The following is a 14,927-nucleotide window of genomic DNA, read 5'->3' as shown; positions in this document are numbered from 1 at the left end:
TTATATATCAAGTAGTATGGATACACAAAATTACAAACGTACCTTAGCCGGCTCAGTAGGGGCTGGTATGGGGGCATTAATGGGTGCTTCCGGTAGAACTTACTTTATTTTGGAGCACAAGACCTCTTCAAAGTATCATCAAGCGGGAGAATCCCAAAAAATCATTGTCGACCAAGTAGAATTAGGTAGAGACGCTTCCTGCCAAGTACGCTTTGATGAAAGTTTCGAAACAGTTAGCCGCAAACATGCTGCAATTGTACGCGACGGTGAAAACTGGAAACTTATCCACCTTTCACACTCCAATCCGACATTGGTCAACGGACATCCTATAAATGGGTCCTACTATTTACAAACAGGAGATGAAATACAATTATCCGTTGGCGGACCACGCTTGGGATTCATTGTTCCACAAGGTCGCCAAGCATTAACTTCCAGCATTGGATTGACTGAGAGAATGAGCCTTTTCCGCAAACAAGCCTTACGCCCCTACAAGACCGCATTAACAATCATGGGAATTGTTTTCGTACTGGCGGTGGCAGGATTGGCTGCCTGGAACTACAGTTTAGGTGTAAAAAATGATTTGTTGGCACAGAAGACAGAAGAACAAGAACTTCAACTGAAAGGATACCAAAACCAATTGGATTCACTGGGGACCGAAAGAGCATCTCTAGAAGCACAGCAACGGGAGTTAGAGACCAAATTACGAAACAGTGACGGTAATGCAGAGGCCTTAAAAACACAGTTGGACAACGTTAATAGTCAATTAAAGAATGTCAATGCAAGTTTCTATAAGGTCAAATCAGACTTGGACAATCTTTCAAACAGCATAAGCACTAAAAGCATTGAGAATTCAAGCAATGCCATTAACGCAAATATACAAGAAGGCACCAGACTCTCCAAAGACCAATATTATGAAGACCCTGATATAGCAGATGAACAAGACAGTAATGCTTCAGGAGATTTGAAAGATTATTATGATTATATCTATACAATTAAAGTCGACCGTATTGAAATCGAATATAATGGAACAAAGTTTGATCCGGGCATACAAGTTTCAGATATAATCTGCGGAACTGGCTTCATGCTATCAAACGGAATGTTTGTAACAGACAGGCAGAATGTCGAGCCATGGATATACTCCAACACAGAGTGGAAAGACCCATGGCGTAAACTATTGGCTGTATACAAAGGAGCAGGATGTAATATCATTATCCATTACCGTGCATACAGTACCAAAGGAACTGGAAAGCCTCTGACATTTACCAGTAGCGATTTTGCCAAAGACGGACGAAATGATGTACAAGTGACCGAAATAGAAGTAGATAAATCCATCAGGGTACAACTAAGGGAACATGGGATAAAATTGACCTATACACGTAGGAAATATATCAGTGTCAGCATTGTTACCCCTGCTGCCAACAGTTGGGCATACATTAGAGGAAAAGGCGTTTATGGTGAGGGATTGCCTTACGACATTACCGCCGCAGACAACATGAGTGGAGGTACAGAAGTTCAAATGGTGGGCTATGCAGGTTATGCTGATATTCATAATCTTACTCCGGCTCATTTCAATGACCATACCAATATAGCCGACACAAAATATGAGACTACCATATTACAGAATCGTGTGGCAGAGCCCGGTTATTATGGTTCTCCAGCATTCCTTCTAGAAAATGGTTCTTACAAAGTAGTGGGTTTCATGGTAGGAAGCATAGAGGGTAAGGATCGTTTAGTACCAATCAGAAATTTAATACATTAAAATTAAACATGTCCGAGATAAGCATTAAATTAGCGGCAGGTACCAATGTTGGTTTAGTCAGGAAAAACAACGAAGACAATTTTGTTGTCAATCGTGATTTATGCCAATCAGAGTGGATTATCCCCCAATCGATAGAACCCATTTCTTTAGGACGGTATGGCAGCATATTGGTAGTGGCCGACGGAATGGGCGGCACCAATGCCGGAGAAGTTGCTTCTGCCATAGCCATTGAGACGGTGCAAAATGCATTCACCCCCGAGAATTTAGGAGATATCGTTACGCAGGAAGGCATTGTTACCTCAGAAGAAGCCGTTGAAGAATTTCTGAGCAGAACTGTCAAAACCGCTGATTTAAATATTGTCAATGCAAGTAAAGAAGATAGTAGTACCCAGGGAATGGGTACTACTATTGTCATTGCTTGGATATTGAACGATAAAGCCTATATCTGTTGGTGTGGCGACAGTCGTTGTTATGTATTCAATGGCAATTCAGGTTTTTGCCGTTTATCTAAAGACCATTCCTATGTACAAGATTTAGTAGATCAGGGAAAACTAGATCCTGAAAATGCGTTTGACCATCCTTACAGTAATATCATTACCCGCTGTTTGGGAGACCCGACCAATCGTTCCAATCCCGATTTCCGTTCCTATAATTTAAAGGATGGCGATACTCTCCTACTGTGTAGTGATGGGTTATGTGGTTTATGCCACGACGAAGAGATAATGCAAATTATAGAAGAGAACCAGGATGATTTAATGACATGCAAGGATAGGTTGATAGAAGCTGCTCTTGAAGCAGGTGGATATGACAATATTACGATTGTGCTATGCCACATCATGCTACAGGATACCGAGCCCAAAGTAAAGTTGAATAATACAGTGTTCAGCAAACCCAACCACCACAAAATCCGGAAAATTCTTCTGTTACTCCTGGTACTGGCTTTAGCGGCAGGCTTCTATTTATATAGAAATCCACAGCAATATGCAAAATGGAAAACGATACTATATCAGGCAGATACGGTTCTAGTTACAGAGACAGACACTACTAACACTACCCTAACAGATTGATTACTATTGTGAAACTATGCAACTGAAAAATGGTGATATATTTGCTGAACACTATCAGCTGAAGAAACTATTAGGAGTCGGAAGCTTTGGTGAAGTCTGGCTTGCCCGAAATATATTGGCAGATGTAGACGTTGCCATAAAGTTGTACGGACTGTTGGATGACAACGGCATAAAAGATTTCCGGGAAGAATTCAAACTTGCCTACAAATTACACCATCCCAATCTACTGCACCTTAATCATTTTGATGTTTTTGGACAGTGCCCTTTTTTGGTAATGCCTTACTGTCCCAAAGGGTCCTCAGCGAGCTTGAAAGGCAAAATGTCTGAAAAGCAAATCTGGCGCTTCATACGCGATGTATCATGCGGATTGATGTTTCTTCATAATCAGAATCCTCCTATCATTCATCAAGATATAAAACCCGATAATATTTTGATAGGGGATGATGACAAATTCATCATCTCAGATTTTGGCATCAGCCGTAAACTGGAGCATACTTTTCGTAAAAGTATCAACAAAGTAGAAAGTTCCGGAACACTTGCCTATATGGGACCAGAACGTTTTGCAGAGAAACCACTGATTGTGGCTACCAGCGATATATGGTCTTTAGGGATGAGTGTTTATGAATTATCCACTGGTCTTGTATTATGGGAAGGTATGGGAGGTTGTGTCCAACTGAATGGTGCACATATTCCAGCATTAGATGAGAAATATTCTTCCCAATTGTCCCAGTTTGTTCACGCATGCCTTGCCCTCAACACTTGGGACCGCCCCACAGCCCAACAAGCCTATGAGTTTGCTTGCTCCATACTAAAACAAACAAAGACAGACTCTCCTTCAGTACAGCTGAAGCCTATTGCTCCACTTTTTCCTAAAACAACATCACCACGCCTTAAAGAAAAGTTCTGTCCTTCGAACATGCATAAACGCATAGCAGGATGGACCGGCCTTGGTATAGTATTGATTCTATTGCTTGTCAAAGGAGGTTCCATATACTTTAGACACCTTGAAGAAGAGCGCAAGTACGCTGCATGCCGTACAGAAGAAGACTACAGAGATTTTCTAAAAGAATACCCCTCCTCATCTCATGCAAACTTTATAAAACAATTTTTGGGAAACAAGGTAAATCCAATCTCCCCAATAAATAGAGAAGAAAACATCGTTATGGACTCGGTAAAAACGGATACTGCAAAACTTGAACAGTTCCAAGAGGAACCTAAAAAACAGATTGTCCACCCACATCCACAACCTTCTTCACAGCCAGTTCTTCCCATTACTGATATAAGAGAAGTCAGAAGAGAAAATGAAGAACGCCTCTTCTATAGTTGCCAGTCGGTAGCAGATTACGAAGAATATTTGCGAAAATATCCCAAAGGCAGGTTTGTACACAAAGCCAAAAGAGCAATCCAGCAAATAGAATCAGAAATGATGCAGTCCAATCCTTCCACTCAAGAAATACACATAAGAAAAAATACAAGAGTCAATGTCAGACTATAAATAATGAATAGGGCATTCCAACGTTTGAACTGCCCTATTCACTATTCAAATACTTGATTTTATTTAATCGTCACCATCGTCGCCCCAAATCCATACTCCTGGAACGAAGCATCCTGATGGCGGCAGTCAGGATATTTACGTTTCAGCTCGTCCAGCAAGGCTTTACGCAGCACTCCATCTCCCTTGCCGTGAATAAAGACGATGCGTTGTTCGCGCCTTTTTTTGTATTGTTCCATCACTTCACGAAACTTATCCAGCTGGTAATTCAATATTTCGCTGTTGCTCATACCGCAGGTGTCATCCAGCAACTCGCCGATATGCAGGTCAATCTCGACAATCCCATTCTTGCCGCCACGCTTGATGACCGTCTGCGGTTTGAACGGAGTATCTGCCGTTTTTTTCTGTATCAAAGCCTCCTTCAGTTCCTCTGCCGAAACATACACCTGCTTGACAGGCTGGTCATTCCGGACAATATCATACACCAAGGCCGGTGTTTCAAAGAAAACCGTCTGCTGGAATGTATGCAGTTTATAGAACTTTACCATATCTATGCGGACTTCCACACTGACAGCCGGTTTCATTGTGAACGCACGGTTATCTTTGAATGCCACCAGCTGTACCATCACACGTTCACGGTCGTTCAACTCGGACTTTTCGAACTCCTCCAGCAGAAGTTTCGTATTCGGCTCTATCAAACCATGCGAACAGGCTGTCCAGGACTTTCCTTCGGCACTCGAATAGGTATAATACATATAATAATTACTATCGTTCACCAAATATGTCTCGAAAGGTGTAGTGCTGACAGCCTTGATATCCTCCGGAACAAAAGCCAGAAAAACATTCAGGATATCTCCGCCTTTCATCTCGGGCTGACGATAAACAGATATCTGCGGTTTCTCCAAACGGACCGATTGAGGCTCCGAAACCTGAGACTCCATAGCAGACGGCCTTGCCACAGTAGCGGCCGTGCGCAATTGTTGCTCTTCTTCCCGCTTCTTCTTGGCAGCCGCTTTGGCTGCCGGAGTGGGGATATTATAATCATCGGTCTCTATCACCACACATTCGTTTATGGGCATCGGTATGTCAAAACCGTCGGCATCTTCCACCAACACGATGTTTTTCCCTTGAAATCCTGTCACAACACCGCCCCCAACTTCGCTGAGGAAACGAACTTTATCTCCTATCTTCATAGTAACTTATCTTTTAGTTTGTCTTTTCCTACTTTCTTCCTGCAAAGTTAGGAATTATTTCCCTTATTCTTCAAATCTTCCCAAATATCCGTACCTTTGCAGCCGATATAATAAAGAGAAAGCCATCATGAAAGAAGACCCCAGACATATCAGAATCAGCGAATTCAACTACCCGTTGCCGGACGAACGCATTGCAAAGTTCCCATTGTCCGTACGTGACCAGTCCAAACTGTTATTGTATCGCCACGGAGAAGTTTCAGAAGACAGATTCACTTCACTGCCGGAGTATCTGCCATCGGGAAGCCTGATGATATTCAACAATACCAAAGTCATCCAAGCACGCCTGCATTTCCGGAAAGAAACGGGAGCACTGATTGAAGTATTCTGCCTGGAACCCATACAGCCGAACGACTACGCCCTCAACTTCCAGCAAACCGAGCATGCCGCCTGGCTCTGCATGGTCGGCAACCTGAAAAAATGGAAGGAAGGCATGCTGAGACGTGAGATGACCGTGAAAGGCAAGTCACTCACCCTGACCGCCGAACGGGGTGAATGCCACGGAACCAGCCATTGGATAAACTTCCGCTGGAATAATCCGGAAGTGACTTTTGCCGACATTCTCGAGGTCTTCGGTGAATTGCCCATCCCCCCCTACTTGAACCGGGAGACCCAGGAAAGTGACAAGGAGACTTACCAGACTGTCTACTCCAAAATCAAAGGTTCGGTGGCTGCCCCTACAGCGGGACTGCATTTCACCCCACGCGTATTGGACGCATTGCGCAATAAAGGAGTAGAATTGGAAGAGCTGACACTCCATGTGGGAGCCGGAACCTTCAAACCGGTGAAAAGTGAAGAAATAGAAGGGCACGAAATGCATACGGAATACATCTCTGTCTCGCGCAACACATTGGAAAAACTCATAGTACACGGCGGCAAGGCAGTGGCCGTAGGAACAACTTCAGTGCGCACATTGGAAAGCCTTTATCACATCGGAGTCACTTTACTGAATAATCCAGAAGCCACAGAGGAAGACTTGCACGTCCACCAATGGCAACCTTATGAAATGTCTGCCAAGGCCACCGCCACCTCTGCAGTAGAAGCCCTGCAAGCCATTGCTGCCTATCTGGACAGACATAGCATGGAGGCTCTGCATACCAGCACTCAAATCATTATCGCTCCGGGATATGAATACAAAATCGTGAAGGCTATGGTGACTAATTTCCACCAACCGCAAAGTACCTTGCTGCTGCTCGTATCAGCTTTCGTACACGGTGATTGGCCGAAGATTTACAACTATGCACTGGCACATGATTTCCGCTTCCTGAGCTATGGAGATTCATCATTATTAATACCCTAAGCACAATGAACCACGATAACAATCAAGAGATGTTCCCCCTTGTCGACGAACAAGGCAACATCACAGGTGCCGCCACCCGTGGCGAATGCCATAACGGTAGCAAACTGCTTCATCCGGTAATCCATCTTCATGTATTCAATTCCAAAGGTGAGTTGTATCTACAGAAACGTCCCGAATGGAAAGACATACAACCGGGGAAGTGGGACACCTCCGTAGGCGGACACGTCGATTTAGGTGAAAGTGTAGAGATGGCGCTAAAACGCGAAGTACGCGAAGAGCTCGGCATTACCGACTTTATTCCCGAAACCGTCATGCATTACGTCTTCGAGTCTGCCCGCGAAAAGGAACTGGTCTTCGTACACAAAACTGTCTACGACGGTGAAATACATCCCAGTGACGAGCTGGACGGAGGACGTTTTTGGAGCCCCGATGAAATCAAGGCAAATATCGGCAAAGGTGTATTCACCCCGAATTTTGAAGGAGAGATAGGAAAGGTCATCAACTTGTAGTGGAAGCTGCTTTCTATCAGTTCGCAAAATATTCCTTCATCTTTCTCCTGACCCGTGGAGCAAGTAACAGCAGTGACGTCATCGTAGGCAATGCCATCAAGGCAAAAGCCAAATCCATGATGGCAACCACTGCTCCCAACGGAATCATGGCAGCCACAACAATCATCACCAAATAGAAGTAGTTATAATACTTGGCATTCTCCGCACCAAACAAGAAGTTGGTGCACTTCAGTCCATAATACGAATAAGAGAACATGGTAGAAAAGGCAAAGAAAAAGACCATCACCATCAACAGATAATGCCCATAGCCGGGAAGGAGCTGCTCAAAAGAATTCAAAGCAATATAAAGGCCTTTTATGCCTCCTTCCGACGCATAGTTTCCAGCTATAAGAATAGGGAAGGCCGTCAATGTACAAACAAGCCCCGAGTCGATGGCCGGTCCAATCATGGCTACCAGCCCCTCACGAATGGGATTGTCATTACGGGAGGCGCCATGCATCATAGAGGCCGTACCTACACCTGCTTCATTGACGTAGGCAGCACGGCGGGCACCAGTCAGTGCAGTTCCCAAAATTCCACCGATACCGGCTTCCAGGCTGAAGGCAGACTGGAAAATGGAAGCCAACACTCCCGGCAACTTATCAAAATTCAAACAAAGAACAACGAAGACAAGCAGCATATAGCAAGTAACCATCATCGGCACTATTTTAGCCGAGATAACCGAAATGCGCCGGATGCCACCGATAATGACTGCCCCTACCACCAGGCTAATGACAATACCCATCACAAAACGCAGACCGAGTGTATTCTCTATTCCTGCCGGAGTAGTAAATACCGTAGTGACAGACTCGACCAACTGATTGGCTTGCATTACACACAACGTACCTATCAACCCCACCACCGCAAAGAAATAAGCAAACGGTTTCCAGCGTTCGCCCAACCCATGAAGAATGATATACATCGTCCCCCCTTGCGGTTCTCCGGCAGAATCGTGTCCTTTGTACATAATGGCAAGAGCCCCTTCAAAGAATTTGGTGGACATACCCACAACGGCACTTACCCACATCCAGAAAATGGCTCCGGGACCTCCTACTGTAATAGCGATAGCCACCCCCGCAATATTCCCCATACCCACTGTTGACGCTATGGCGCTCATCAAGGCCTGGAAAGAACTGATTTGTCCTTCGCCCGCCACTTCCGATTTATAGCGCAAGGCCTTTATCGAATATCCGATGCGGCAGAGGGACACAGCTCCGGAATAAAAGAACAAGAAAAGTCCTCCCCCTATCAGAAGGATAAATAAGGGATACCCGCAGACAAAGTCACTGACAATGGTTATTGCTGAGCCTATAGAATCTAAAATACCATTCATAGTAGTAGTTTGATGGAGGAGTTCATGGGAAGGTTTAAAAAAAGTCCCACTTCTCTTTCACGGGAAAGTGGGACATTCATTATAACATTTCGTTCGGCCTTATTTAGCCAGGTCTTCAATCACCTTCATAATCTGCTGGCCGATTTCCTCGGCAGCCTCCGGTGTGGCAGCCTCACTATAGACACGGATAATCGGTTCCGTATTGCTCTTACGCAGATGAACCCATTTGTCGGGGAAGTCAATCTTCACACCGTCTATATCATTGATTTCTTCATTCTTATACAGCTCCTTCACCTTGGCAAGAATAGCATCTACATCTGTTTCAGGAGTCAAGTCTACACGATTCTTTGCCATGAAGTATGCAGGATAGGATGCACGGAGTTCGCTCACCTTCTTACCTTCGTGTGCCAGATGGCTCAAGAACAAGGCAATACCTACCAAGGCATCACGTCCATAGTGGCTGGCCGGATAGATTACCCCACCGTTTCCTTCGCCACCGATAACGGCACCTACTTCCTTCATTTTGGTAGTTACATTCACTTCACCTACGGCAGAAGCGTAATATTCTTGCCCATACTTGCGGGTTACATCGCGCAAGGCACGGGTCGAACTCAAATTGGATACCGTATTGCCCGGAGTATGTTTCAATACGTAGTCGGCAACAGTAACCAGCGTATATTCTTCACCGTACATCTTGCCGTCTTCGCAAATCATTGCCAGGCGGTCTACATCAGGGTCTACAACAAATGCAACATCTGCCTTCCCCCCTTTCATCAGGTTCATGATGTCACCCAAGTTCTTTTCCAAAGGCTCGGGATTATGCTGGAAGTTACCGGTCGGTTCGCAATAGAGCTTCTCTACGTGCTGAACACCAAGCTGCTCAAGTAGTTGCGGCAGAATAATACCACCTACAGAGTTTACACAATCGATGGCTACACGGAAGTTTGCCTTTCGGATAGCTTCCACATCTACGAGGTCAAGTGCCAATACGCTGTCGATATGTTTCTGGTTGTAGCTTAAATCCTGACGGTACGAGCCGAGTTGGTCCACTTCGGCATAGTCGAATTCTTCGGCGGCGGCAATGCGGAGTACTTCCTGGCCTTCGGCAGCGTTCAGAAATTCGCCCTTTTCATTCAGCAGTTTCAACGCATTCCACTGCTTGGGATTGTGTGAGGCAGTCAGAATAATACCTCCACTGGCACCTTCCATGGTTACAGCCAGCTCGGTAGTCGGAGTAGAAGCCAAATCAATGTCCACTACATCCCAGCCCATACCCATCAAGGTACCGACTACTACGTTCTTGACCATCTCGCCAGAGATGCGGGCATCACGCCCTACCACGATTTTGTTACTTTTTACAGTACACGTCTTACGAATCAGGGTAGCATAAGCTGAAGTGAACTTCACAATGTCGAGCGGATTCAATCCCTCGCCAGCACCACCGCCAATTGTTCCGCGGATTCCAGAAATAGATTTGATTAGAGTCATAGGTTAATGATTTAAAATTTATCGGTTAGTTCCAAATTTGGAGTTTATGTAAATCGTAATAATAAGGATGAACGTCCCGCATAGCATCCGACTGTCCCATCTTGGAAGGAACAATCAGCTTCACATGTGCTCCGTTACGAATATAATTCAACGCAACCAGCCAGCCAGCAGGTACAGACGAACCATGATATATAAGCATATAGCCTTGAGTGAAAAGTCCGGCAATAGACGAAGAAGTAACAGAATATCTAAACTCATCCACAACAGTCGGACTATTCATATTGGTTATATACGATTTCACCCCTCCAACAGCTATCAACCCTTGTTCTTCAAAGCGCACCAAAATCAAATCATTCGGTTTAACTGTATCTGCAGGATTCGTCGAACCTTTATCCACAATCTGCATATACACCCCGCTTGCCAGCTGCACATACTCATTCCTGCTTACATCCGTTGTCGAATCTTGCGCATAGAATTCACTTTGAGAAATAACGACAATGCTACTGTCTTTGATAAATGCTTTGATGGCATCTTTTTCTTCCTCAAGCATTTCGGCATAAGTTTTAGAATTATCGCATGCCTGGAAGGCTAAACAAACTGCAAGTAAGGCAAAAAAGAATAAAGTAAGTTTCTTCATTTCTGTTATTTAGTAATTTCGTACAAAAGTATCTGATTTCCTTGAAAGTTGAAAGCTGCGGATAGAAAGTTCGTAACTTTTAACCTTTACAACTGAACTTTTTTTATCCTTTGGCATTCAGCAGCGGTTTGTATTTCTCCAAAGCCTGCTCAAAGACCTTGCGGGCCTCATCCATCGTTCCATAAAATTCACCGCCGGAAGCATTCAAATGACCGCCGCCGCCAAAGAACTCGGCAGCCAGCTGATTGCAGGGGAATGTACCGACCGAACGTAAAGAAATCTTTATCATCGGCTTCTCCGTATCTTCACGCAGGAAGCAAGAGAAAATCACCCCTTTGATGCTTAAAGGAATGTTCACAAACCCCTCACTATCTCCACGCACATAGTCGAACTGGCTTTGTTCGGCTTTAGTCAGAGAAATTAAGGCTGCATGATAGTCCGGATAGACCTTCATTTGTGACAAGACATATCCCATTAGGCGCAAACGGCTTTCTGAATAAGTATTGAACACCTTACGGTAAATCTCGTCCTTGTCAATACCTTTCGACAACAGTTCGCTGATGATGAAATAGATTTCCCGATTATTGGAATTATAGGTGAACCCGCCGGTATCCGTCATCATACCCGTATAGATACACTCTGCTCCTTCCCTTGAAATGTCACTGAAATAGCCCATACGGCAAATCAGGCGGAAAACCAGTTCCGAAGTGGAAGATATCTCCGGATGGGAAATGATAATCTTGCAGAAATCCTCCGGATGGAGATGATGGTCTATCAGTATTTTTCTTGCCGGGGATGCAAGAACAGCGTCACCCATGGCATCTATACGATGGATAGCATTAAAGTCCAGACAGCAAATGACATCCGCCTCGGCAATCAGCTTGTCAGCGAACTCCTTGTAGCGGTCGTACAGAAGGACGTCCTTGCTCCCGGGCATCCATTTCAAGAAGTCGGGAAAGGCGTTCGGCACAATAACATTCGCCGTCTTTCCCTGCGAGCTGAAGAAGTGCCACAAGCCCAGAGAAGAGCCGATGGCGTCCCCGTCGGGACCCACATGCGAAACGATTACTATCTTGTCTGCACGGTCAAACCATTTGGTGAAATGGTCTATCTTGGATTGTTCTATTACTTTGGTCAACATATTTTTATTTACTATTTGACGATTGACTATTTACTATTTGGCGTTTATAACAAATTGAAGGGGCAAAAGTACGAAAAGTTTGTGATTTATAACAATATGCGGTAAGAACCTTTTTGAGAAAGAAGAAGATAGGGAATACCTAAGCGAACGCAATCATTGGCAATCTTATTCTGATAATAGTCTGAAAGAGAAGCGTCAAGCACCACCATGCCCATGGAAAAGAGCGAAGTAAGTTCCTCTATCCCACCTTGATACCCCTTGGAGACATACAGATAATCAACTGAAAGGGGATGGGAAGAGCTCTTGTTTCTCCAACGGTTGTCGGAAAGAAGACAGATGCGCTTACCGGCGTAAGAGACAATCTGGTTGCGCATGGATAAGCCGGAAGTGGTATAATCTCCGGCAACCAGTCGGGGAGTCTCCAGACGCAGGCGGTTCCAATGCGGAGAAAGGGCACGGCACAAACACGGCATATCCGGCAAGCTATCGGCACATGCCAACCAAGAATGACGGTTGTCTGCCATACAATGGACAACGGGACAGCCTCTCACGCTATAAAAAGCAATCCCCTGCCGGGAAGCATTGGACATGATGGAAAGGGAATGCCAGGAAACCACTGCCAACAATGCCAGCAACGCAAAGCAGACTCTACGTACCGTAAGGCGTAGAAAGCCATAATATGCCATCCCCAAGAACAGATAGACGAGCAGAACACCCCATATATCCAACCAAATATCATCGACAGCAGCGCCGGGAAGACGCTCTATCCAGCGGAGCACTTCATTCTGGACATGTACCAATGCCTCTACTACCCTTGCAAACAGATGTTGTACAAAAGGCAGCGGCGTAAGCATCAACAGAAAGACAGCAGAATACAGAACGAGCGACACCATGGGAATTACCCAAAGATTAGTCAACAGAAAATGAGTGGAAAAACGGGAGAAATAGAAAATGACCAAAGGGGCCGTACCCAGCTGAGCCGCCACAGACACTGTCATAAGTCCCCACAAATATCGCAGGAAACGATTGTCAACCTTCCAAAGGGCATATAACTTAGGCTGTACAAGTACAATAGCTGCAACCGCCGAGAATGACAACTGAAAACCGACATCAAACAACCAGACCGGCTTGCACAGCAGCATCAGGAAAGCAGTTGCCGCCAGCGTATTCAGAGTCAGCGGCTTTTCCGGCTGCAAACCGGCAAACGCCAACAAAGAGAACATGATGACCGACCGCACCACCGAGGAAGACAATCCCGTGAAAAAAGCAAAACTCACCAAGAAAAGGACCAGAAGCAAAAGCAACAAAGGTTTCAACCGCCGCCATCGCCTCCACAAAGGACGAAGCACAAACAAGAGCAAAGCATACAGAAACCCTATATGCAATCCCGAAAGTGCCAGTACATGGCTGGCTCCCGAGACGGAGTAGGTCTCCACAATATCATCACTCAGTTCCTCTTTATCCCCCACTGTCAACGCAGCAAGTACCGCCAATTCATCAGTTTCAAAACCCAAACTCCGGTATAAGCCAATCACTTTCTCCCTATAATCCAGTGCCACCTGGCTGACAGTGCGGGAGGCATCATGCCCCGTCTTCCGCCAATGTCCGTCAGCCACGTAGGCCGTGCCGCTATAACCTTTCCGCCTCAGGTAGCGAGCATAGTCAAACTCGTCGGGATTACCATTGTTCGCCGGAGGAGCAAGCCGGGTAGATACCAGCAACTCATCACCACGGCACAAAGTGACCGTAGCAGAATCTTTCGGGAAATAAGCCAGAAAAAGATGATTCCGGGGACAACCCGTAACTGTATCCTGCTCCACCTCTCCCAGCAGGGCAACCCTGCACAATATGCTGCGCTCCCTCTCTTCTGGATGCTCACGGATACAAACCCTATAAACAGCAGGTTTGCCCGAAAAGGGAAATACCGTCTTTCCCTGCTGCCAACTCATCAAGCAGAACCCCGTACCACCCAAGAAAAGGTATACCGCCGCTCCATACACCCATCCGGTATGCTTGTATCTACCTATAATAAAAAGAAAAAGCAGAAAACCTGCCACATACTCCCATGCAGAAAGCACATGTGGAAACGCATCTCCACACAAAATACCAACTACCAACGGCATCAACAGTCGAAGGAAAGGATGCCGTTGCCAGCTGTCGATTATCAATCCAGAAGACGGATTACAGATTCCTTAATGCACGGATGGCCTCTTTCGGGTCGGGAGCCGAGAAAACGGCATTGCCTGCCACCAGTACATCTGCTCCAGCCTCTACCAGACGCGAACCGGTTTCCAAGTTTACGCCACCGTCCACTTCTATCAAGGCCTGCGAACCGGTAACCGTAATCAATTCACGCAATTCGCGCACTTTATCAAGAGAATGCTCTATGAACTTTTGTCCGCCGAAGCCGGGATTTACGCTCATTATCAGCACCATGTATACATCATTAATAATATCCTTCAACAAGGACACGGGAGTTGCCGGATTAATCGTTACTGCCGGCTGCATCCCTGCTTCGCGAATTTGCTGCACCACGCGGTGCAGATGCGGACAAGCCTCGTAATGCACATTCATGACATGTGCTCCCAGAGCCTTCACCTCCGGAATAAACTTCTCCGGCTGTACAATCATCAGATGCACATCCAAAGGCTTCTGCGACAGTTTTGCCACATACTTCAGTACCGGGAATCCGAAAGAAATATTAGGGACAAACACACCGTCCATGATGTCGATATGTACCCACTCCGCCTCACTTTCGTTAATCATTTCAATGTCTCGTGCCAGATAACCAAAATCGGCAGAGAGAATAGAAGGGGATATGATTGGTTTCATAATGTTATGTTCTAAAGTTTACGAACTTTGTTATGTACAAATATAGAGAAAAGATTTAATTCAGCCTAACATTGGAAGTC

The 14,927-nt window shown here is 45.5% G+C and carries 12 protein-coding genes; 5 read left to right on the top strand and 7 right to left on the bottom strand.

Annotated elements, in window-relative coordinates; all coding sequences use genetic code 11:
• Nucleotides 1-16 precede the first annotated feature (16 nt).
• The 3 genes from DXD65_RS16175 to DXD65_RS16165 are packed head-to-tail and all read left to right on the top strand — an operon-like array spanning nt 17 to nt 4,321.
• Entirely contained in the window at nt 17-1,759 is a 1,743-nt protein-coding gene (locus DXD65_RS16175; RefSeq protein WP_005830088.1) for an FHA domain-containing protein, read from the top strand.
• An 8-nt stretch (nt 1,760-1,767) separates the two neighbouring features.
• Nucleotides 1,768-2,826 (top strand): PP2C family protein-serine/threonine phosphatase, encoded by a 1,059-nt coding sequence (locus DXD65_RS16170; protein WP_044467752.1) that lies wholly within the window; start codon nt 1,768-1,770, stop codon nt 2,824-2,826.
• Between the two features lie 16 nt (nt 2,827-2,842).
• The gene (locus DXD65_RS16165) at nt 2,843-4,321 is read left to right on the top strand and encodes a serine/threonine-protein kinase (RefSeq protein WP_005833302.1); all 1,479 of its coding nucleotides are present in this window, start codon (nt 2,843-2,845) and stop codon (nt 4,319-4,321) included.
• Between the two features lie 59 nt (nt 4,322-4,380).
• Here the strand turns inward: DXD65_RS16165 and DXD65_RS16160 are convergent, their stop codons facing one another.
• On the bottom strand, nt 4,381-5,511 hold the full coding sequence (locus DXD65_RS16160) for a DUF2027 domain-containing protein (protein ID WP_117887790.1): 1,131 nt from the start codon (nt 5,509-5,511) through the stop codon (nt 4,381-4,383).
• Nucleotides 5,512-5,638: 127 nt separating this feature from the next.
• On the opposite strand from DXD65_RS16160, the gene DXD65_RS16155 reads away from it, so the two are divergent.
• A complete protein-coding gene (locus tag DXD65_RS16155) occupies nt 5,639-6,868 on the top strand; it encodes an S-adenosylmethionine:tRNA ribosyltransferase-isomerase (RefSeq protein WP_005830078.1) in 1,230 nt (409 codons plus the stop codon).
• 5 nt (nt 6,869-6,873) lie between these two features.
• A complete protein-coding gene (locus tag DXD65_RS16150; protein ID WP_005830075.1) occupies nt 6,874-7,377 on the top strand; it encodes an NUDIX hydrolase in 504 nt (167 codons plus the stop codon).
• A gap of 16 nt (nt 7,378-7,393) precedes the next feature.
• Here the strand turns inward: DXD65_RS16150 and DXD65_RS16145 are convergent, their stop codons facing one another.
• From DXD65_RS16145 to rpe, 6 genes are all read right to left on the bottom strand, one after another.
• Nucleotides 7,394-8,749, bottom strand: a complete 1,356-nt coding sequence (locus DXD65_RS16145) for an alanine/glycine:cation symporter family protein (RefSeq protein ID WP_117887789.1) — start codon at nt 8,747-8,749, stop codon at nt 7,394-7,396.
• 99 nt (nt 8,750-8,848) lie between these two features.
• Nucleotides 8,849-10,237, bottom strand: a complete 1,389-nt coding sequence (gene glmM, locus DXD65_RS16140; protein ID WP_005833310.1) for a phosphoglucosamine mutase — start codon at nt 10,235-10,237, stop codon at nt 8,849-8,851.
• Nucleotides 10,238-10,262: 25 nt separating this feature from the next.
• Nucleotides 10,263-10,874, bottom strand: coding sequence for a DUF4827 domain-containing protein (locus tag DXD65_RS16135; RefSeq protein ID WP_005830068.1), 612 nt, complete (start codon nt 10,872-10,874; stop codon nt 10,263-10,265).
• A gap of 103 nt (nt 10,875-10,977) precedes the next feature.
• A complete protein-coding gene (locus DXD65_RS16130) occupies nt 10,978-12,015 on the bottom strand; it encodes a DHH family phosphoesterase (RefSeq protein WP_005830066.1) in 1,038 nt (345 codons plus the stop codon).
• Between the two features lie 86 nt (nt 12,016-12,101).
• Nucleotides 12,102-14,138, bottom strand: a complete 2,037-nt coding sequence (locus tag DXD65_RS16125; protein WP_005830062.1) for a ComEC/Rec2 family competence protein — start codon at nt 14,136-14,138, stop codon at nt 12,102-12,104.
• Between the two features lie 58 nt (nt 14,139-14,196).
• A complete protein-coding gene (rpe, locus tag DXD65_RS16120; protein WP_005830060.1) occupies nt 14,197-14,847 on the bottom strand; it encodes a ribulose-phosphate 3-epimerase in 651 nt (216 codons plus the stop codon).
• Between the last annotated feature and the right edge of the window lie 80 nt (nt 14,848-14,927).

Source organism: Bacteroides sp. 4_1_36 (assembly GCF_003466325.1).
Taxonomy (GTDB): domain Bacteria; phylum Bacteroidota; class Bacteroidia; order Bacteroidales; family Bacteroidaceae; genus Bacteroides; species Bacteroides uniformis.
This window is presented reverse-complemented; position numbering and strand designations above follow the sequence as displayed.